At 55.3% G+C, this 20,546-nt stretch carries 22 protein-coding genes; 5 read left to right on the top strand and 17 right to left on the bottom strand.

The window, feature by feature from the left end; translation table 11 throughout:
- Positions 1 to 104 precede the first annotated feature (104 nt).
- The gene (locus MY052_RS21465) at positions 105 to 380 is read left to right on the top strand and encodes a YdgH/BhsA/McbA family protein (RefSeq protein WP_248537841.1); all 276 of its coding nucleotides are present in this window, start codon (positions 105 to 107) and stop codon (positions 378 to 380) included.
- Positions 381 to 506: 126 nt separating this feature from the next.
- On the opposite strand, the gene MY052_RS21470 is transcribed toward MY052_RS21465, so the two are convergent.
- Genes MY052_RS21470 through ulaA form a run of 6 tightly spaced genes read right to left on the bottom strand, consistent with a single transcriptional unit; the run spans position 507 to position 4,917 of the window.
- Entirely contained in the window at positions 507 to 1,190 is a 684-nt protein-coding gene (locus MY052_RS21470) for an L-ribulose-5-phosphate 4-epimerase (RefSeq protein ID WP_248537842.1), read from the bottom strand.
- Positions 1,190 to 2,044, bottom strand: a complete 855-nt coding sequence (locus tag MY052_RS21475) for an L-ribulose-5-phosphate 3-epimerase (RefSeq protein ID WP_248537843.1) — start codon at positions 2,042 to 2,044, stop codon at positions 1,190 to 1,192. The genes MY052_RS21470 and MY052_RS21475 overlap by 1 nt, the downstream gene beginning before the upstream one ends.
- A gap of 9 nt (positions 2,045 to 2,053) precedes the next feature.
- Positions 2,054 to 2,704, bottom strand: coding sequence for a 3-keto-L-gulonate-6-phosphate decarboxylase UlaD (gene ulaD, locus MY052_RS21480; protein WP_035893286.1), 651 nt, complete (start codon positions 2,702 to 2,704; stop codon positions 2,054 to 2,056).
- Between the two features lie 13 nt (positions 2,705 to 2,717).
- The gene (gene ulaC, locus MY052_RS21485; RefSeq protein WP_035893289.1) at positions 2,718 to 3,188 is read right to left on the bottom strand and encodes a PTS ascorbate transporter subunit IIA; all 471 of its coding nucleotides are present in this window, start codon (positions 3,186 to 3,188) and stop codon (positions 2,718 to 2,720) included.
- Positions 3,189 to 3,197: 9 nt separating this feature from the next.
- A complete protein-coding gene (gene ulaB, locus MY052_RS21490) occupies positions 3,198 to 3,503 on the bottom strand; it encodes a PTS ascorbate transporter subunit IIB (protein ID WP_035893290.1) in 306 nt (101 codons plus the stop codon).
- Positions 3,504 to 3,516: 13 nt separating this feature from the next.
- Positions 3,517 to 4,917 (bottom strand): PTS ascorbate transporter subunit IIC, encoded by a 1,401-nt coding sequence (gene ulaA, locus MY052_RS21495; protein WP_123651139.1) that lies wholly within the window; start codon positions 4,915 to 4,917, stop codon positions 3,517 to 3,519.
- Positions 4,918 to 5,279: 362 nt separating this feature from the next.
- On the opposite strand from ulaA, the gene ulaG reads away from it, so the two are divergent.
- Both ulaG and ulaR read left to right on the top strand, forming a co-directional pair.
- Positions 5,280 to 6,344 carry an L-ascorbate 6-phosphate lactonase gene (gene ulaG, locus MY052_RS21500; protein ID WP_248537844.1) on the top strand — a complete coding sequence of 355 codons (1,065 nt, stop codon included), beginning with the start codon at positions 5,280 to 5,282 and terminating at the stop codon, positions 6,342 to 6,344.
- A 121-nt stretch (positions 6,345 to 6,465) separates the two neighbouring features.
- Positions 6,466 to 7,221 (top strand): HTH-type transcriptional regulator UlaR, encoded by a 756-nt coding sequence (gene ulaR, locus MY052_RS21505; RefSeq protein WP_123651140.1) that lies wholly within the window; start codon positions 6,466 to 6,468, stop codon positions 7,219 to 7,221.
- Here the strand turns inward: ulaR and yjfP are convergent.
- Positions 7,218 to 7,955, bottom strand: a complete 738-nt coding sequence (yjfP, locus tag MY052_RS21510; RefSeq protein ID WP_248537845.1) for an esterase — start codon at positions 7,953 to 7,955, stop codon at positions 7,218 to 7,220. The genes ulaR and yjfP overlap by 4 nt on opposite strands.
- A gap of 206 nt (positions 7,956 to 8,161) precedes the next feature.
- On the opposite strand from yjfP, the gene bsmA reads away from it, so the two are divergent.
- Together bsmA and yjfN are read left to right on the top strand one after the other, a co-directional pair.
- Positions 8,162 to 8,470, top strand: coding sequence for a biofilm peroxide resistance protein BsmA (gene bsmA, locus MY052_RS21515; protein ID WP_248537846.1), 309 nt, complete (start codon positions 8,162 to 8,164; stop codon positions 8,468 to 8,470).
- 116 nt (positions 8,471 to 8,586) lie between these two features.
- A complete protein-coding gene (gene yjfN / locus MY052_RS21520) occupies positions 8,587 to 8,874 on the top strand; it encodes a DUF1471 family protease activator YjfN (RefSeq protein WP_072011369.1) in 288 nt (95 codons plus the stop codon).
- A 61-nt stretch (positions 8,875 to 8,935) separates the two neighbouring features.
- Here the strand turns inward: yjfN and MY052_RS21525 are convergent, their stop codons facing one another.
- The 10 genes from MY052_RS21525 to hfq all read right to left on the bottom strand — a co-directional run bounded on the left by MY052_RS21525 (position 8,936) and on the right by hfq (position 20,425).
- Positions 8,936 to 10,558: an isovaleryl-CoA dehydrogenase gene (locus MY052_RS21525; protein WP_248537847.1), complete on the bottom strand. Its 1,623-nt coding sequence runs from the start codon at positions 10,556 to 10,558 to the stop codon at positions 8,936 to 8,938.
- A 108-nt stretch (positions 10,559 to 10,666) separates the two neighbouring features.
- Positions 10,667 to 11,398: a 23S rRNA (guanosine(2251)-2'-O)-methyltransferase RlmB gene (rlmB, locus tag MY052_RS21530; protein ID WP_035893302.1), complete on the bottom strand. Its 732-nt coding sequence runs from the start codon at positions 11,396 to 11,398 to the stop codon at positions 10,667 to 10,669.
- 121 nt (positions 11,399 to 11,519) lie between these two features.
- Complete coding sequence (gene rnr / locus MY052_RS21535; RefSeq protein WP_202216700.1) at positions 11,520 to 13,976, bottom strand: ribonuclease R; 2,457 nt, start codon at positions 13,974 to 13,976, stop codon at positions 11,520 to 11,522.
- Between the two features lie 38 nt (positions 13,977 to 14,014).
- The gene (gene nsrR / locus MY052_RS21540; RefSeq protein WP_035893314.1) at positions 14,015 to 14,440 is read right to left on the bottom strand and encodes a nitric oxide-sensing transcriptional repressor NsrR; all 426 of its coding nucleotides are present in this window, start codon (positions 14,438 to 14,440) and stop codon (positions 14,015 to 14,017) included.
- A gap of 228 nt (positions 14,441 to 14,668) precedes the next feature.
- Positions 14,669 to 15,967 carry an adenylosuccinate synthase gene (gene purA / locus MY052_RS21545; RefSeq protein ID WP_035893315.1) on the bottom strand — a complete coding sequence of 433 codons (1,299 nt, stop codon included), beginning with the start codon at positions 15,965 to 15,967 and terminating at the stop codon, positions 14,669 to 14,671.
- Positions 15,968 to 16,069: 102 nt separating this feature from the next.
- Positions 16,070 to 16,267, bottom strand: coding sequence for a DUF2065 domain-containing protein (locus MY052_RS21550; protein ID WP_035893317.1), 198 nt, complete (start codon positions 16,265 to 16,267; stop codon positions 16,070 to 16,072).
- A 71-nt stretch (positions 16,268 to 16,338) separates the two neighbouring features.
- The gene (gene hflC / locus MY052_RS21555; RefSeq protein ID WP_035893319.1) at positions 16,339 to 17,343 is read right to left on the bottom strand and encodes a protease modulator HflC; all 1,005 of its coding nucleotides are present in this window, start codon (positions 17,341 to 17,343) and stop codon (positions 16,339 to 16,341) included.
- Between the two features lie 2 nt (positions 17,344 to 17,345).
- Positions 17,346 to 18,608: an FtsH protease activity modulator HflK gene (gene hflK / locus MY052_RS21560; RefSeq protein WP_035893322.1), complete on the bottom strand. Its 1,263-nt coding sequence runs from the start codon at positions 18,606 to 18,608 to the stop codon at positions 17,346 to 17,348.
- Between the two features lie 155 nt (positions 18,609 to 18,763).
- A complete protein-coding gene (gene hflX, locus MY052_RS21565; protein ID WP_035893324.1) occupies positions 18,764 to 20,044 on the bottom strand; it encodes a ribosome rescue GTPase HflX in 1,281 nt (426 codons plus the stop codon).
- Between the two features lie 75 nt (positions 20,045 to 20,119).
- The gene (gene hfq, locus MY052_RS21570; protein WP_035893326.1) at positions 20,120 to 20,425 is read right to left on the bottom strand and encodes an RNA chaperone Hfq; all 306 of its coding nucleotides are present in this window, start codon (positions 20,423 to 20,425) and stop codon (positions 20,120 to 20,122) included.
- Between the last annotated feature and the right edge of the window lie 121 nt (positions 20,426 to 20,546).

The raw sequence follows: 20,546 nt of genomic DNA on the forward strand, positions 1-20,546 counted from the left end.
TCGCCATACCGCAGCCAAAAACCGATTACAATTACATCAGTAGTCAACCACAACAAGAGGAGAGCCCCCGCGTTAGCGTCAGGACTGTCAGTAAGGAGTCGAGTATGAAAACTATCGTCATTGCCGTAATGGCTGCGCTACTGGTTAGCGTCAGCGCACAGGCCGCCATTAAGATCGATGGCCATCAGGCACGTAACATGGACGATGTACAGAGCCTGGGGGTTATCTATATCAACCATAATATCGCCACTGAGCAAGAGGCCGATAAGGCGCTCAGTCAGGAGAGCGATGCTCAGGGGGCTAAATACTTCCAGCCTATCCTGATACATGAACCCGGAAGCAACGGTTTGATCCACGCGAGCGCTGCGCTGTATCGCTAACCCCGTGCTTCGTTCTTCGCCTCCTCCACGAGGGCGAAGAACGCCTGCCGTAAAAAGGCTCCGGAATCAGACCAGTAACATCCCGAAGGCGTACAAATCCCGGAGCATATTTTTTGGATAAAACGATCACTGACCGTAATAGGCGTTCGGCCCATGCTTACGCATAAAGTGTTTGTTCATCAGGTAGCTGTCGATCGGGCTTAGCGCCGGGTTGATACCGCGCGCAATCCACGCCATTTTCGCCACTTCTTCCATCACCACCGCGTTACGCACCGCATCGTGCGCATCTTTCCCCCAGGCGAACGGGCCATGCTGGTACACCACAATTCCCGGCGTATGCAGCGGCTCGACGTCACCCAGCGTCTCGATGATCACCTTACCGGTGTTCAGCTCATATTCGCCCTGCACTTCAGCTTCCGTTAACGCACGGGTACAGGGAATATCGCCAAAGAAGTAGTCCGCATGCGTGGTGCCAAGCGCGGGAATCGCCAGACCTGCCTGTGCCCACGATGTGGCATGGGTCGAGTGGGTATGAACCACGCCGCCGAGAGACGGGTAACGGCGGTACATCGCCAGGTGTGTCGCCGTGTCGGAAGAAGGACGATAGCGCCCTTCCACCACATTGCCGTCCATATCCACGACGACCATGTCATCCACGGTCATGGTCTCATAGGCTACGCCGCTCGGCTTAATCACCACCCGACCCCGTTCACGGTCGATAGCGCTGACGTTGCCCCAGGTAAAAGTCACCAGACCGTAGCGCGGTAAATCCATATTGGCGTCAAACACCTGCTGTTTTAGCTGTTGCATTATGCCGCCTCCACCAATCCAGCGCGGGCCATTCTGGCCTTCACCCAGTCGCGTGCTTTTGCCACTTCCCGCGCCGGGTCATCCGAAGTTTCACTCCACATCTCAATCAGATATGGTCCGCAGTAGCCGCTCTCACGCAGCGTTTCAAAGCAGCGTTCGAAATCGACAACGCCTTCACCAAATGGGACGTTTTTAAAGACGCCAGGTTTAGTATCTTTCACGTGCACGGCGACGATATGTCCTATCCCGGCCTGCAATTCCATCTGTACGTCGTTATCCCACGCCGACAGATTGCCGATGTCCGGATAAAGCTGGAACCACGGGTTATTCAGGTAGTGCGCGTAGCCGAGCGCCTTGCTGATGGAGTTCATCAGCGGGTAATCCATTATCTCCATCGCCAGCGTAACCTGCGCGCGGCTGGCCATTTCAACGCTCTCCCTCAGGCCGTCGCGAAAGCGCCGACGCGTTTCGTCATTTGCCTGCTGGTAATAGACGTCGTATCCCGCGAGTTGAATCACCCGGATGCCGATATCCTGCGCGAAGCGGATAGCTTTACGCATGATCTCCAGCCCCTGGTTGCGAACGTCGTCATCTTCGCAGCCTAAAGGAAAGCGGCGATGCGCGCTCAGGCACATCGACGGCACGCGTACGCCGGTCTCCGCAATGGCGCTCACCAGCGCTAAACGCTGCTCGCGACTCCAGTCGAGGCGCGACAGTCGCTCGTCGGTCTCATCCACCGACATCTCAACAAAATCAAAACCCAGCTCTTTTGCCAGACGCAGGCGTTCCAGCCAGCACTCCCCTGCGGGGAGCGCTTTTTCATAGATGCCAAGCGGTGTCTGTTTCGACAACATAACCGCTCCTTAGCCCCAAAGCTGAGCAATAGAGCGCTTGAACTGACGCGCGGCTTCCACCGGAGATGCCGCATCACGAATGCTACGGCCCGCGATAAAGACATGGATTGGGATGCCCGCGAACAGCGGCAGGTCTTCCAGCGCCAGCCCACCGGTAACTGTCACTTTGAAGCCCATATCAGACAAGCGCTTGATCGCGGTAATATCCGCTTCCCCCCACGCCACACCCGCGGCCTGCGCATCGCGGCTACGGTGATAGACCACCTGCCCAATGCCTGCATCGCGCCACTCTTTGGCCTGTTCCCAGGTCCAGTAGCCGGTCAGCTCAATCTGCACGTCACCGTTAAACTCTTTTGCCACGTCCAGCGCGCCTTTGGCGGTGTTGATATCCGCACAGCAGATTACGGTGACCCAGTCAGCGTTGGCTTCAAAGCACATGCGGGAAAGGATTTTACCCGCGTCGGCAATCTTGGCATCTGCCAGCACGATTTTATGCGGATACAGCGCCTTGAGGTCGCGCACCGCGCGCACGCCTTCACCGACACAAAGGATGGTGCCGACTTCAATGATATCAACCTCTTCCGCAATCAAGCGGGTGGTTTCATAGGCGCTGTCCATGGTCTGGTTATCCAGCGCAACCTGCAACATTGGTAATGACATGTTCAATTCCTTCTTAAGCTGTCGCCGCCTGGGTGGCGCTATCGATTAAATCCAGCACTTCCTGCTCGGTACGGCAGGCACGTAAACGGTCGAAATTGGCTTCATCTTCAAACAGGTTGACGATCTGCATGATGCCGTCTTCCTGATGAGTGCGTGCATCCACCGCCGCCAGGGTGATGAGGATATCGACCGGGTCGTTGTCTTCGTGGTTAAACACCATTGGCGTTTTCAGGGTGACTAACGCAAAGCCGTTTTTCTTCACCCCTTCTTCAGGGCGTCCGTGCGGCATCGCCAAGCCAGGGGCAATGACGAAGTAAGGGCCGAAACGTTCAACGCCATCCAGGATTGCCTGGAAGTAGCGCGGCTCGACAACCTCTGCCTCCACCAGCAGGTCAACGCCAAGCTTGACCGCTTCCTGCCAGGTATTGGCTTCCGCCTGCAGGCGGATGGATTTATTTTCCGCCAATGAATCACGTAGCTTCATGGGTTGTCCTTACTTCATGTCTTTCGGGAAATGCGCGCTGATGACTTCCATCAGCTTCGGACCAAAGTCGGCCGCCGAGAGCATATTGCGTACGCCCACCACATATTTGTTGCCGGAGACGGTGATTTCGCTTGCCACATGGGTAGAGGCGATAATGATGTCGGCCCCGCTCAGCTCGCTTTTGTATTCACCCACCGCGCAGCTATTCACCGTGTGATCAACGCCCTGCTCTTTGAGGAACTGGTCGACTTTCATCTTCATAATCATGGAGCTGCCTTGCCCACAACCACATACAGCCAGAATACGTACGGTCATAATCAAACTCTCCTTAATGAGCAGATACTTCTGCCATTTGTTTTTCCGCGTCTTCTTCAGCGCGCAGGGTGCGGCCAGCGAAGAACATATAAGCCAGGGCAATCACGATGATGACGGCCATGAAAATCAGCCCGATGGAGGCAAAGCCCTGCATCATCGGTGGTGCCAGAATTGACCAGTCGGCCATCCCCATCCAGGCGCTCATGCCAGTCAGTTTCACCGCCCATACGCAGCCGAATATTTCGATCATCCCCATCACCAGACAAATCTTGAGCGCCGCACGCCAGCCGCCGAAGTGGTTAGCAAAGACGCCGATGGTGGCGTTAGAGAAGAACATCGGGATAAAGCCCGGGATAATCAGGATGGAAGAGCCGCAGCCGACCAGAATGCCCACAGCAATGAGCTGGCCGATGGTGCCCCACATAAAGCCCCATACCACGGCGTTTGGCGCGAAGCTATAAATCGCAGCGCAGTCAATCGCCAGCACGGCACCGGGAATCAAGCGCTGAGAGATACCGTTAAAAGCTTCTGACAGCTCGGCGACGAACATACGTACGCCCTGAGTGATGATGAAAATCGCCACCGCAAACGAGAAGCCGGTTTGCAGGATGTAGATAGTCCAGTGCGTCTTACCGGCCATTGCCTGTACCACGTCCAGACCGAACGACAGCAGAATCGCACCGAAGAAGACCGTCATGACGATAGCGGTAGAGACGATGTTGTCGTGGAAAATATTGAGCCAACCCGGCAGCTTCAGGTCCTCTACGCTCTCCTCTTTCTTACCGAGGAACGGTGCAACCTTGTAGGCAATCCACGAAGCAAACTGCTGCTGGTGACCGATGGAGAAACCACAGTTGTCCGTCACTTCCTGCGTCGGTTTGTACATCATGTTGGAGGTTATGCCCCAGTAGAGCGACACCAGCACCGCGGTGCAGATAATGGTGGTCCACATGGAGTAGCCGCAGATATAGAAGAACACCGCAATCAGCCCGGCCTGCTGGAACATGATGTGCCCGGTGAGCATGATGGTGCGGATCCCCGTAATGCGCCGTAGCACCACGTAGCAAATGTTCAATGCCAGCGCGAGCAGCACCGCATATCCCACCCAGCTATAGGCATCACCCATGCGTTCGATGGTCGCCATCATAGAGGCGTAGGTGTCGGAGATAGCGCCATTGATGCCGTAAACCTCAGACATCTTCGCCACTACCGGTTTAAAGGTGCTGGTCAGGATGCCCGACCCCGCCTGCAAAAGCATAAAGCCGATAATCGTCTTGATGGTGCCTTTGATAATCACGCTAACGCTTTTGCGCAGCAGGATATAACCGAGACAGGTCACGATACCCAGCAACAGCGGGGCGTTGGTCATCACCTGATTAAAAAAGACGGTAAAGATGTTGTAGAGGATCTCCATAACGCTCTCCGATAAATGAAGTGGCTGAACCAGCAACCCTGCTCAGCGGTGGTGTGACACACTCTAATAATCAAAAGTAATCACAACAAGATTCAATTTGATTAAATGTGACGCGCACCGCAATAATAAGTCCATTTTAAGCATGGATTAAATACCCTTTTAAAGCACACTTAAATAAATCAATAAAATCAACCAATTAAAACAAAAATATAGATTAACAATTATTAATTTATCGTTACCTTGCATTGAGAACGTCCTCTCACATACCAAAATAGATCATTGCAATAATGAAAAAACGGTGACAATATCAATCACAACAAATCACTGCGTGATTACTTATGACTATTTAAGAGGAAAACACGATGAGTAAAGTTGAGACCATTTCGCGAGAATCCTGGATCCTGAGCACCTTTCCAGAGTGGGGCAGCTGGCTGAATGAAGAGATCGAGCAGGAGCAGGTCGCACCGGGTACTTTTGCGATGTGGTGGCTGGGCTGCACCGGTATCTGGCTGAAATCACAAGGCGGCACTAACGTCTGTGTCGATTTCTGGTGCGGCACCGGCAAACAAAGCCACGGCAATCCGCTGATGAAACAAGGTCATCAGATGCAGCGTATGGCGGGGGTGAAAAAGTTACAGCCAAACCTGCGCACCACGCCGTTTGTGCTGGATCCGTTCGCCATCCGTCAGATCGACGCCGTGCTGGCCACTCACGATCATAACGATCATATCGACGTGAACGTCGCGGCGGCCGTCATGCAGAACTGCGCGGACGATGTGCCGTTTATCGGGCCACAAACCTGCGTCGACCTGTGGGTAGGCTGGGGCGTGCCGAAAGAACGCTGCATCGTAGTAAAACCGGGCGACGTGATTAAGGTAAAAGATATTGAAATTCATGCTCTTGATGCTTTCGACCGCACAGCGTTAATTACGCTGCCAGCCGATCAAAAAGCCGCTGGGGTACTGCCGGACGGTATGGACGCGCGCGCGGTAAACTACCTGTTCAAGACGCCGGGCGGCACCCTGTATCACAGCGGTGACTCCCACTACTCTAACTACTACGCCAAACACGGCAACGAGCATCACATCGACGTGGCGCTGGGCTCCTACGGCGAGAACCCGCGCGGGATCACCGACAAAATGACCAGCGCCGATATGCTGCGTATGGCCGAGGCGCTGAACACCAAAGTGGTGATCCCTTTCCATCACGATATCTGGTCAAACTTCCAGGCCGATCCGCAGGAAATTCGCGTTCTGTGGGAGATGAAAAAAGACCGCCTGAAATACGGATTTAAGCCGTTTATCTGGCAGGTTGGCGGCAAGTTTACCTGGCCGCTGGATAAAGATAACTTCGAGTATCACTATCCGCGTGGCTTCGACGATTGCTTTACGATTGAGCCGGATCTGCCGTTTAAATCGTTCTTGTAATTGAGTATTCCCGGCCGAGCGCAGCGACGCCGGGAAACCCACCTTGACCCCTATATAGTTTTAGTATTTTGGCTATTTTTCAAATATCATCTTTAATCATCATTTTTTTTCGGATTAGCTCATGACGGAAGCGCAAAGACATCAGATTCTACTGGACCTGCTGGCGCAAGCGGGTTTTATAACAGTAGAGCAGGTGATTTCCCGTCTGGGGATCTCACCCGCCACGGCCCGCAGGGATATCAACAAGCTTGATGAAAGCGGCAAGCTGAAAAAAGTGCGCAACGGCGCCGAGGCCGTTAACCAGCAGCGCCCGCGCTGGTCCCCGATGAACATTCATCAGGCACAAAATCACGACGAGAAAGTACGCATCGCGAAGGCGGCGTCGCAGCTGGTGATGCCCGGTGAAAGCGTGGTGATCAACTGTGGTTCGACGGCTTTTCTGGTCGGCCAGGAGATCTGCGGCAAACCGGTGCAGATAATCACCAACTACCTGCCACTGGCTAACTACCTTATCGATCAAGAGCACGACAGCGTGATCATTATGGGCGGGCAGTACAACCGCAGCCACGCCATCACGCTCAGCCCACAGGGCAGCGAAAACAGCCTGTACGCCGGGCACTGGATGTTTACCAGCGGCAAAGGGCTGACGGCGGAAGGGTTATATAAAACCGACATGCTCACCGCGATGGCAGAACAAAAAATGCTGAACGTGGTGGGTAAACTTGTCGTACTGGTCGATAGCAGCAAGGTTGGCGAACGGGCAGGAATGCTGTTTAGCCGCGCCGATGAGATCGATCTGCTGATTACCGGCAAACAGGCTGACCCGGAGATCCTCAAGAAGCTTGAGGATCAGGGCGTGAAGGTTATCCGCGTTTAAAGATGCTGGCGGAAAAAGGCCACCGTGCTGTCCAACGCTTCAGGCGTAATACGGTGGCGGACGCCCGACTGCCAGACGCAGGTGAGATGCTCATCCAGTTCAGCCTCCCGCAACGCTTGCTGAAGCCGGAACGTCTCACCCGCCGGTACCACGTCGTCCTCTTCCCCATGCCATAGCAGCAGCGGTCTGTCCGCCAGACGCACCAGTTGATGTCCAACATCCCACTTCGCTAGCGGTGCCAGCAAGCGCGCCTTCTCGATGCCGTTTGCTGCAGACGGTGGGAAGAGTGTCTCAGAAAGTGAAGTGAAATAGCCCGACCCCATCAGGCTCGCCACACATTTCAGCTCCGGATGCTGCGCCATCAGCCCCAGCGCGGTCATGCCGCCCATTGAGGCACCGGCCACCGCTAAGCGCCCTTCGCTCACCAGCCCACTTGCCAGCAGCGCATCGCGCAGCGCCGGGAATTCGGTAAAGTTCTGCACCAGAATCTGCCAGAAGTGCTGAAGACGTTCGGCCCCATCGCCGTTGAAGCGTTCCCCGTGCTCGGCGGCGTTAGGCATCACCACCCGAAAACCTGCCTGCGCCAGCGCCACGGCAAAATAGCTATAAACAACGTTCGACGAGGTAAAACCGTGATAAAACACTATGCTGGGAAGCGCCTTTTCACTACATCCCCTTGGGTAAGCGTGCAAAACTTGCTGTCCTGCCAGGGTGCGCATTTCCAGTTCAATCATGAGTTATCTCCTTTAGCTATGCTGAGATGGCATACGAAAATTGATGCAGTATGATGACGACAATACCCCTGATTTATAACATTGAGAACCTCGTTACGAAATCGTGATATTTTCATTCGAAAATAGCGCTATGGTTAACAAATCAGGAACATTCGCCTAAAGCGAAATGCTTTCCCCACTACACTATGACTATCAGGAAACGGGAAATGGCTAAACGACGGTTTATCCCACTGTTGCTGGCGCTCTTGTTGAGCGGTTGTACCATTCTGGAAGGCACTCCTGAAGCGCCTCCACCGGTCACCGACCATCCACAGGAAATACGCCGCAACCAGACGGCAGGCTTGCAGCGCATAGGCACGGTTAGCTCGCTGGTGTACGGTTCGCCGATGGATGTTGAAGCATCTATCAGAGAGAAAGTTACCGCGCGGAAAGCGGATTACTACGTGATAGTCATGATTGATGACACTGTCGTGCCGGGCCAGTGGTACTCGCAGGCGATTCTCTACCGTAAGTAGTTTTACTAGCTTTACGCAGCTTTGCACCGTTTCACGTTTCCCTGATGCACAATGGCGCCTCTGTCTGGATACAGGATATGCGTCTGCTATGGATTGCCCCCACTGGGTTATGTGAAATGGAGCTGACGATGAAACAAACACTTACCTTATCTACCCTGCTTTTGTCAGGCGGCGGCCATACGGCGGCGGCACAATCTGCAGAGTTCGCCAGCGCAGACTGCGTAACCGGGCTGAATGAGATCGGGCTGATTTCGGTGAATAACATCACCGGAAGCCTGGAAGATGTCGAACAGGTCATCGCACGCAAAGCGGATGAACAAGGCGCATCCTGGTATCGCATCGTTCAGATGTATGAAGAACCTCAGCAGGACAACTGGCGAGCACAGGCGATTCTCTATGCTTGATACTCACCTCTAGTGGAAGAAGCGTTACGCTTGTCGCGCCTCTTCCACCCGTTTCTATTGCTTATCTTCCCCCGCCCGTCGCTCGACACAGCAGGTCATTAATCACCGGTTCACTCAGCAACGCACCGCCTCGCGAGTCCAGCATCATTCGACACCAGGCCTGAGCCATCGGCGGCGACGCATGACGCAGCATCTGCGCACCGACGCCCAGCAGGTAAAGCTGATGCGTTATCTCGCGTCCCTGTGATTCAGAAGGCTTGCGCAGCAGCTGCTGTAACTGCCGCCAATGCCGATCAAAGTGACGATCCTGTCCCTTAACCTCGTTACATTCCGCCAGCAGTAGCGCCACGGCGTCCGGTTGCTTCACCAGCACGCGCAGCACGTCGAGGCACATGATATTGCCTGAGCCCTCCCAGATACTGTTCACCGGCATCTCCCGGTACAGGCGCGGTAGCTCGCTCTCTTCGCAGTAGCCAATCCCGCCCAGCACTTCCATTGCCTCCGCCACGAACGGAATGCCCACCTTACAGATGGCAAACTTGGCCGCAGGGGTGAATAGACGCGCCCACAGTGCTTCCTGCGGCTGGTGATTATGCCCCCAGGCGCTGGCAAGACGAAACATAAACGCGGTCTGCCCTTCCAGCTGCAGCGCCATTTTCCCCAGCACTTGACGCATCAGCGGCAGGTCGACCAGATTATGGCCGAAGGCCTGGCGCTGGAAAGCGTGGTACAGCGCCACCGACAGCGCACGACGCATCAGGCTGTGGCTGCCCAGCGCACAGTCAAAGCGCGTCAGTCCGCCCATTTTGAGGATTTGTCGGATACCGTCTCCCTCCTCACCCAGCGGCCAGCCGAGCGCCTGCTGGAACTCCACTTCGCCGCTGGCGTTGGCGCGGTTGCCGAGTTTGTCTTTCAACCGCTCAAGGCGAATGCCATTACGGGTGCCGTCGGGCAGTAGGCGCGGTACAAAGAAGCAGGTTAACCCGCCGCTGGCCTGCGCCAGCACCAGATGCGCGTCGCTCTGTGGCACCGAATAGAACCATTTATGCCCGGTAAGCTGATAGCTACCGTCTTCCAGCCGTTCAGCTCGCGTGCTGTTGCTCAGCACGTCGGAGCCGCCCTGTTTTTCGGTCATCCCCATGCCAATCAGCAGTCCGCGCTTCTGCGCGCCGGATAGCTGGTGCGGGTCATAACGATCGCTAAGCAACGCCGAGCGCCAGTCGGTAAAAAGCGGCGGCAGCGTTTTTAGCAGCAGCGGCGTGGCGGCAAAAGTCATGGTGATGGGGCACAGCGTGCCGGCTTCTACCTGCGCATGCAGCATGAAGCGCGCGGCACGGGCAACGAATGCGCCGCTACGCGCCTCTTCCCCCCAGGGAAGGTTATGCACCCGGTTGGCGCAAAGCCCCTGCATCAGCAGATGCCAGGCGGGGTGAAAGCGAACGTCGTCGAGCCGCTGCCCCTGCGGGTCGTAGCGTAATAGTTCAGGGGGATGAGCGTTGGCGAGCCTGCCGAGCTCCAGCGATTCGGCGGTGCCGAGCTGTTGGCCGATACTCGCCAGCAGTTCGCTGTCCCAACCGGCGTCATAGCGGGTCACCGCATCACGCAGCGCAACGTCAGATAAAAACAGGTTACTGTTATTTAAGGGAATAGGTTGATTAAAAACGGTGTGTGTTTGCCAGTTCATTGTGTCTCCCTCCGTCAATGGGCAACCTTTTAAGTATGGACGGTCGAGGGAGATGCACAATAAAAAAGCCACCCGAAAGGGTGGCTTAGGTGCAAAACCCGGCGGCGGTTAGCTGCGCTGACGTACCGCTTCAAACAGGCAGATGCCGGTTGCTACGGAGACGTTCAACGACGACACGGTACCCGCCATCGGAATGCTGATCAGTTCATCGCAGTGTTCACGGGTCAGACGGCGCATACCTTCGCCTTCCGCGCCCATCACCAGCGCCATCGCGCCGGTCATTTTGCTCTGATACAGCGTGTGGGTCGCTTCACCAGCGGTACCCACAATCCATACGCTCTCTTCCTGCAGCATACGCATGGTGCGCGCCAGGTTGGTCACGCGGATCAGCGGTACGCTCTCGGCAGCGCCACAGGCCACTTTTTTCGCCGTCGCATTCAGCTGCGCCGAGCGGTCTTTCGGAACGATAACCGCGTGCACGCCAGCAGCATCGGCGCTACGCAGGCAGGCACCGAGGTTGTGCGGGTCGGTCACGCCGTCGAGGATCAGCAAGAACGGGCTGTCGAGTGAAGCGATCAGATCCGGCAGATCGTTTTCCTGATACTGACGGCCCGGCTTCACGCGCGCAATAATGCCCTGGTGCACGGCACCTTCGCTTTTCTCATCCAGGAACTGACGGTTCGCTAACTGAATCACCACGCCCTGCGCTTCAAGCGCATGGATCAGCGGCATCAGGCGCTTATCGTCGCGACCTTTCAGAATAAAAACTTCCTGAAAACGTTCAGGCGCGCGCTCCAGCAGTGCCTGCACTGCGTGGATGCCGTAAATCATTTCACTCATGAATATACTCGTTGTTAATTCTACGTTGTGATTACCCTCACCCTAGCCCTCTCCCTGGAAGGGAGAGGGAACCGTCCTCCCTCGCCCCTAAGCGGAGAGGGTCGGAGTGAAGGGAATGAGGTTATTCCGCCGCTTTCTTCTTCGCGGCGCGCTTAGCTTTGGTCGCTGCGGCGATTTTCTGCGTTTTGGTTGAAGGCTTTTTGGCTTTCTTCGCCGCCCCTTTCTCGGCAGAAGCCGGTTTAGCTTTCGCCTTACCTTTCTTCTCGCCGCGGAAGGCGCTGTCCGGTTCGAAGTTCACGCGCTTGCCAACCTGGCGGCGTTTACCACCCGGTTTAGCGCCCGCTTCTTTTTTCGTTCTTTCGCGCTCGGTTTTACCGACGTTGCGCGGGGCACGTTCGCTGGAAATCAGGGAGAAGTCGATTTTACGCTCGTCCATGTTGACCGCTTCCACGCGAACTTCCACGCGGTCGCCAAGACGGTAGGTCTGGCCGCCGGATTCACCAATCAGACGCTGACCGACCTGGTCAAAGCGATAGTAGTCGTTATCCAGCGAGGAGACGTGGACCAGGCCATCGATGAACAGCTCGTCCAGACGTACGAAGAAGCCAAAGCCGGTCACGCTCGCAATCACGCCTTTAAAGACGTTACCCACCTGATCCTGCATGAAGTCGCACTTCAGCCAGTCAGCAACATCGCGAGTCGCTTCATCAGCGCGGCGTTCGGTCATCGAACAGTGCTGGCCCAGCTGCAGCATCTCTTCCATCGAATAATGGTAGCCGCCGGTGTCGGTGCTGTTACCTTTATGGCCCTGCTCTTTCGCCAACAGATACTTAATGGCGCGGTGCAGCGACAGGTCAGGATAACGACGAATCGGCGAGGTGAAGTGCGCATAGGACTGCAGCGCCAGGCCAAAGTGGCCGCGGTTTTCCGGATCATAGATAGCCTGCTTCATTGAACGCAGCAGCATGGTTTGCAACATTTCGGCGTCAGGACGGTCAGCCACGGATTCCAGAAGCTCAGCGTAGTCGCGCGGCTCCGGTTTGTTGCCGCCTGGCAGTTCAAGACCGAGTTCAGACAGCACCGAACGGAATGCGGTAATCGCTTCGGTCGTTGGCTTGTCGTGAATACGGAACAGCGCAGGCTCCTGAGCTTTCTCGACGAAACGCGCCGCCGAAATGTTCGCCATGATCATGCACTCTTCGATCAGTTTGTGCGCGTCGTTACGCTGGGTCTGTTCGATACGCTCAATACGGCGTTCGGCGTTGAAGATGAACTTCGCTTCTTCGCTCTCAAACGAGATCCCGCCGCGCTCAGCGCGAGCCTGATCCAGCACTTTGTAGAGGTTATGCAGCTCTTCAATGTGTTTAACCAGCGGCGCGTACTGCTCGCGCAGCTCCTGATCGCCCTGCAGCATATGCCAGACCTTAGTGTAGGTCAGACGCGCGTGGGAGCTCATCACCGCTTCGTAGAATTTGAAGCCGGTTAAGCGGCCCTTCGACGAAATGGTCATTTCGCAGACCATACACAGGCGGTCAACCTGCGGGTTCAACGAGCACAGGCCATTGGAGAGCACTTCCGGCAGCATCGGAACAACCTGCGTTGGGAAGTAGACCGAGGTGCCGCGGTTGCGCGCTTCGCCGTCCAGCGGAGTTGGCGGACGCACGTAGTAGCTCACGTCGGCAATGGCAACCCACAGGCGCCAGCCGCCGCCGCGTTTTTTCTCGCAGTAGACCGCATCATCGAAGTCACGGGCGTCTTCGCCATCAATGGTGACGAGCGGCAGATCGCGCAGGTCGACGCGACCCACTTTCGCCTCTTCAGGCACCTGCTCTTTCAGCCCGGCAACCTGCGCTTCAACCGCTGGCGGCCAGACGTATGGAATTTCATGGGTACGCAGCGCCATCTCAACGGCCATGCCGGTACCCATGTTGTCGCCCAGCACTTCAACGATTTTACCAATCGCTTTGGTGCGGCGGGTTGGGCGCTGGGTCAGTTCGACCACCACCACAAAGCCCATGCGCGCGCCCATCACCGACTCAGGCGGGATGAGGATATCAAAGCTCAGGCGGCTGTCGTCCGGAACCACAAAGCCCACGCCAGCATCGGTAAAGTAGCGACCAACGATCTGCGCATTGCGCGGCACCAGTACGCGGACGATACGCGCTTCGCGGCGGCCTTTACGGTCCGCGCCCAGCGGCTGTGCTAGCACTTCATCGCCGTGCATGCACATTTTCATCTGTTCGCTCGACAGATACAGGTCGTCTTTACGACCTTCAACACGCAGGAAGCCGAAGCCATCGCGGTGACCGATAACCATGCCTTTCAGCAGGTCGAGACGTTCCGGCAGCGCATAGCACTGGCGGCGGGTAAAGACTAATTGCCCATCGCGCTCCATGGCGCGCAGGCGACGGCGCAGCGCTTCAATCTGTTCTTCGCCTTCAATATTGAGTTCAACGGCCAGTTCTTCACGGTTAGCCGGTTTTTCGCGTTTTGTTAAGTGTTCGAGGATAAATTCCCGGCTTGGGATAGGATTCGAATATTTCTCTGCTTCGCGTTCCTGGAAAGGATCTTTTGACATGTCGGTTCCTCCGTCATCATCGCTGCTGGCGGGAGTCGTTACTCCACCAGCAATAATTTATATAGCGGTTGATTCTTTTCAACCAAATCAGCCAGTGTGTAGTTATCCAACTCCTTGAGAAAACATTGCACGGCTTGAGCAAGCGCCTGTTTCAAACGACAGGCAGGCGTAATATGGCAAAATTCGCTGCTGCAGTTCACCAGCGATAACGGTTCGAGTTCACGCACCACGTCTCCGACGCGGATATCCTTAGCTGGTTTCCCCAGACGGATCCCGCCGTTTTTTCCCCGCACGGCCATCACGTATCCGGCGCGGCTGAGCTGGTTGATAATTTTAACCATATGGTTACGCGACACGCCGTAGACCTCGGTTACCTCCGAGATACTGGTCATGTTGCCTTCCGGCAGCGACGCCATATAGATCAGCGCACGTAGTCCATAATCGGTAAAACTTGTTAACTGCACATCAACCTCAGGAAAAAGGGGAAAAACAGGGTGAGCCTGTTGATATTAATTATATTGATGATAAACCAGCCAGCGACTGCGCCGCTAATTTATTTCAGTTCGGGAAGGAAAAAGCGAGGATTTAACGCACGATTAAGCCGGATGGTGACGCTTTGCGTCTTATCCGGCCTACAGAGTGAGTAGGCCTGATAAGCGCAGCGCCTGATGGCGCTGCACGACGAACCAGAATTATGCGTCGAACGGGTCGCGCAGGATCATGGTTTCGGTACGGTCTGGGCCAGTCGAGATAATATCGATCGGCACGCCGGTCAGTTCTTCAATACGCTTGATGTAGTCCAGCGCTGCCTGTGGCAGGCCGCTACGTTCCTTCACGCCAAAGGTGGTTTCAGACCAGCCCGGCATGGTTTCATAGATTGGCTCGATACCTTCCCAATCATCAGCTGCCAGCGGAGTGGTCGTCACTTCGCGGCCATCCGGCATGCGGTAGCCCACGCAGATTTTCACTTCTTTCAAGCCGTCCAGAACGTCCAGCTTGGTCAGGCAGAAGCCAGACAGGGAGTTGATCTGTACAGCACGACGCACGGCAACGGAGTCCAGCCAGCCGGTACGACGACGACGGCCGGTAGTGGCGCCGTACTCGTTACCCTGCTTGCACAGGAACTCACCGGTTTCATCAAACAGTTCGGTCGGGAATGGACCGGCACCCACGCGAGTGGAGTACGCTTTGATGATGCCCAGTACGTAGTCAACATAGCGCGGGCCAAGGCCAGAACCGGTTGCTACGCCACCTGCGGTGGTGTTGGAAGAGGTCACGTACGGATAGGTACCGTGGTCGATATCCAGCAGTGTACCCTGCGCGCCTTCGAACATCACGAAGTCACCGCGCTGACGAGCCTGATCCAGCAGGTCAGAAACGTCAACAACCATGCTGGTCAGGATGTCGGCAACCGCCATCACATCGTCCAGCACTTTCTGGTAGTCAACTGCGTCAACCTTGTAGAAGTTCACCAGCTGGAAGTTGTGATATTCCATCACTTCTTTCAGTTTGTCGGCGAAGGTTGCTTTGTCGAAAAGGTCACCTACGCGCAGGCCGCGACGAGCAACTTTATCTTCGTAAGCAGGACCGATACCACGACCGGTAGTACCGATAGCTTTCGCACCGCGCGCTTTCTCGCGAGCGTTATCCAGCGCGACGTGATAGTCGAGGATTAACGGGCATGCTTCGGAAAGCAGCAGACGTTCGCGAACCGGGATACCACGGTCTTCCAGGCCTTTCATCTCTTTCATCAGCGCAGCCGGAGACAGCACAACACCGTTACCGATGATGCTGGTTACATTCTCACGGAGAATACCTGATGGAATAAGATGGAGGACGGTTTTTTCACCGTTGATTACGAGAGTATGGCCTGCGTTGTGACCACCCTGATAGCGAACAACATATTTTGCACGCTCAGTAAGAAGATCGACGATCTTCCCTTTACCTTCGTCACCCCATTGGGTGCCCAGTACGACGACGTTGTTACCCATTTTTCAAAATCACCGATTGCTTAAAAATGGATTCTACCATCGCTTTTTCAGATATACAGCACTTTTTACCCACAAAATCGTGCTTCTGAGTCTGTTTTTTAATCAGCCAATCGTTTTCGTCAACATGTAGTAGATTACGACTCCTGCGACCACAAGACCGCCACCAAATCGACGTAACATCGTATCGGGTAATTGAGTCATCGTAGCAATCATCTTGCGCCAGGCTTTCGGATAAAGCATCGGCCCCAGGCCTTCAAACACTAAAACCAGCGCAAGCGCCAGCCAGATGGTGGAATTCATTCATCGTCCTTATAAAAAGAAAACCACCGGCTCCCTGAGGAGGCGGTGGTTTTATTCAGGCTTTCCCGCGATTAACGTGTCGTGGTACCCGGGTTTTTCATATAGCGGAAGAAGTCGCTATCCGGGCTCAGTACCATCACGTCCTGGTTGCTATCGAAGCTTGCTTCGTACGCACGCAGGCTACGGATGAAGGCATAGAAGTCTGGATCCTGGCTGAAAGCGTCGGCAAACAGCTTAGCGGCTTCAGCATCACCTTCACCGCGCATGATACGACCCTGACGTTCGGCTTCTGCCAGCGTCTTCGTCACTTCATAGTCAGCGGTAGCGCGCAGTTTTTCTGCCTCTTCCTGACCCTGTGAACGGTGACGACGAGCAACGGCTTCACGCTCGGCACGCATACGGTTGTAGATAGCTTCGGAAACCTCAGCAGGCAGGTTGATCTGCTTAATACGCACATCGACCACTTCAATCCCTAACGCCGCCATACTGTTCGGGTTAATGGTTGGCCCTTTGATGTTTGCCTGCTGCTCTACGCGCTCTGCGGCTTCGGCAATCGCGTTATCCGCGGCTGGCGTAGCGACTTCGTCTTCAGCACCGGAAGAACCGGAGTTCAGGGCGTCGCGAACTTCCAGCGTCAGACGACCACGGGAGTCGGTAACGATGTCTTTCACGTCCAGACGACCAATCTCAGAACGCAGACGGTCAGAGAACTTACGTTTCAGCAGTACTTCGGCCTGGGAGACGTCACCGCCGCCGGTCGCCAGGAAGTAACGGCTAAAGTCGCTGATGCGCCACTTGATGTAAGAGTCGACGATCAGGTCTTTTTTCTCTTTGGTCACGAAACGGTCGGCCTGGTTATCCATGGTCTGGATACGGGCATCGAGCATTTTCACCGACTGAATGAACGGCACCTTGAAGTGCAGGCCCGGCTCATAAATCAGCGGCTTCTTATCAGCGTCACGTACGACGCTGCTGAACTGGAACTTGATCCCACGCTCGCCTTCTTTAACCACGAAGATAGAGGTGTAAAGCACTACCAGCACGATGATGATAATCGCAATAACTGACTTACGCATCGTTATTCCCCCTGACGCTGGTAGTCGTTACGCTGCGCGTTAGCGCGGCGTTGGTCCATGATATTGCCCTGACTGGCAGACGACGTGTTGCTTGCGCTGCTGCTGGAAGAGGACGCAGGCGGCAGGCGCAACAGGTTGTTCGCACCACTGCTATCGCTCTTTGCTGCCGGGGCGTTACCGCCTTTCAGCATTTGATCCAGCGGCAGTACCATCAGGTTGCCATTCTTGTTGTCGCTAACCAGCACTTTGCGGGTATGGCTCAGTACTTTTTCCATGGTCTCGATATAGAGACGCTCGCGGGTAATCTGCGGTGCGGCTTTATATTCCGGCAGGATTTTCGCAAAGCGAGCCACTTCACCCTGTGCTTCCAGGACGGTCTGAGTCTTATACGCACGCGCTTCTTCCAGAATACGCTGCGCCTGACCGTTCGCACGTGGCTGAACTTCGTTGGTGTACGCTTCCGCTTCACGGATGTACTGCTGCTCGTTCTCACGTGCGGCAATCGCATCATCGAACGCGGCTTTCACCTCTTCCGGCGGACGAGCGGCCTGGAAGTTGACGTCCAGCAGGGTGATACCCATGTTGTATGGACGAATGGTCTCTTCCAGCTCGCGCTGGGTATCGCTACGAATAACGGTACGACCTTCGGTCAGAATACGGTCCATGGTGTATTTACCGATAACCCCACGCAGGGCGCTGTCGGTGGCCTGACGCAGGCTGTCGTCAGCGCTGGTGACGCTGAACAGGTATTTCTGCGGGTCAGTCACGCGGTACTGCACGTTCATTTCTACGCGCACCACGTTCTCGTCGGAGGTCAGCATCACGCCAGACGCGGCTAGTTCGCGCACGGCTTCAACGTTCACCGGAGTGACTTCGTCAACGAAGGTCGGCTTCCAGTTCAGACCCGGCTCAACCAGGTGGCTGAACTTACCAAAGCGCGTGACTACGCCGCGCTCGGCTTCTTTAATGGTATAGAACCCGCTAGCCGCCCAGATAACCACAACGGCTGCGGCAGCGATACCGACAATGCGTCCGCCCATAGGGCTACGCGGCCCTTGGGTTGAACTACCGTTGCCGGAGCCCCCTTTACCGCCCCCAAATCCACCGAGCTTTTTGCTCAGCTTACGGAAGATATCATCCAAATCCGGCGGCCCCTGATCGCGACCGCCTTTATTTCCATTCCCCCCGGAGTTGCCGCCTTGATTATTGCTGCTTCCCCACGGGTCGCGGTCTTGTCCGTTATTACCGGGCTGATTCCACGCCATGTTTATGCTCCATATTTGTTATGCGGTGATATACCTTTTCCCAGTCCAGATTTTTTCGCGGTTAACCGTCCTACCCTTCCTGGTGGCGACGGTCGCGTTGAGGCAATCTGAACCGCTGGGTGCCCAAAGGGCTAATGTTCAGGCAAGCTGCACGGTCAGACGACGTAGTCTGCCAGTGTCGGTTCTTGTTTACAGAGGCGACGCCAGTCGACAATCGGCATACGAACCTGCAAATTGACGCAGCCGTCCTCCTCCATCCACTCTTTTTCAATTGCCTGAAGCTGATAAAAGCGGCTACGCAAACGCCCTGCCTGCGGAGGTAAACGCAGCGTGTGCTGCGCGACTTCGCCGGCTAAGCGTTCGGTTAACGCCTGAAAAAGGAGTGGTATGCCTACCCCGGTTTGCGCAGACAGCCACACCCGGATAGGTTTGTTCTCTTCATCACGGTCGATACGCGGTTCGAAATCATCCAGCATATCGATTTTGTTCATCACCAGCAGGGTTGGGATCTCGTGCGCGTCGATCTCTTCGAGAACCGTGTTCACCGCGTCGATGTTTTCCTGTACCCGAACGTCCGCTGCATCAATCACGTGAAGCAACAGCGTCGCTTCGCGGGTTTCCTGCAAGGTGGCTTTAAAGGCTGCCACCAGATCGTGCGGCAGGTGACGAATAAAGCCTACGGTATCCGCCAGCACCGTTTCGCCCACGTCAGCCACGTCAATACGGCGCAGCGTCGGGTCAAGGGTCGCAAACAGCTGGTCGGCGGCGTAAACCTCCGCCTGCGTAATATGGTTAAACAGCGTCGATTTGCCGGCGTTGGTGTAACCCACCAGCGAAACCGTTGGCACATCGGCCTTCACGCGGGCACGACGCCCCTGCTCACGCTGTTTCTCCACGCGCTCAATGCGCGAGAGGATCTGCATAATACGGTTACGCAGTAAACGACGGTCGGTTTCGAGCTGGGTTTCACCCGGGCCGCGTAAACCAATACCGCCTTTTTGTCTTTCAAGGTGCGTCCAGCCGCGCACCAGTCGCGTGGCCAGATGGCGCAGCTGCGCCAGCTCAACCTGCAGCTTACCTTCATGGGTACGCGCACGTTGGGCGAAAATATCTAAGATCAGACCGGTACGGTCGATAACCCGGCATTGACACAGGGCTTCAAGGTTTCGCTCCTGCGCTGGGCTAAGTGCATGATCGAACAGCACAACGGAAGCACCTGTCGCTTTGACGGCTTCCGCAATCTCGACAGCCTTACCTTCACCAACAAAATATTTTGGGTGCGGCGCTTTACGGCTACCGGTAATCACCTGCATTGCTTCGACACCGGCGGAAGAGACCAGAGATTCAAACTCCTGGAGGTCTTCCATATCTTTGTCTTGCGTAAAATAGATGTGTACCAGCACCGCCTGCTCACCGGCGTCATAACGGTCAAACAAGCGTTATATCTCCTGAAATACCAGCGGGGAACCTGGATAATCCGGCTCCCCGACATGGATAAACAGCCATCAACCTTATTCGGTTTCTTCGCTGTCTTGCGGCGCAGAACCCTGCGCGTTGCTACCGTGGTGGTAGTTGCTGCCAGTACCGCCGCCAGCGTTATTGCTGTGATGGGAAACTGGACGAGACGGAACTACGGTAGAAATTGCGTGCTTATAGACCATCTGGCTGACCGTGTTTTTCAACAGGATCACGAACTGATCGAAAGACTCAATTTGCCCTTGCAGCTTAATACCATTCACCAAATAAATAGAAACTGGAACACGTTCCCGACGCAATGCGTTCAGGAACGGATCTTGTAAAGATTGCCCCTTAGCCATTCTCTCTTTTCCTTATATGCTTATTTGTACTTATACACTTCGTCTTTCAAGCCGCGTTGCGGCAACTTGAGCGATGTTGCGTATGAACCTTACGATTCTGAAAATTGCGCACGATACGACT

The organism is Kluyvera ascorbata (assembly GCF_023195735.1).
In the GTDB taxonomy this organism is placed as follows: domain Bacteria; phylum Pseudomonadota; class Gammaproteobacteria; order Enterobacterales; family Enterobacteriaceae; genus Kluyvera; species Kluyvera ascorbata.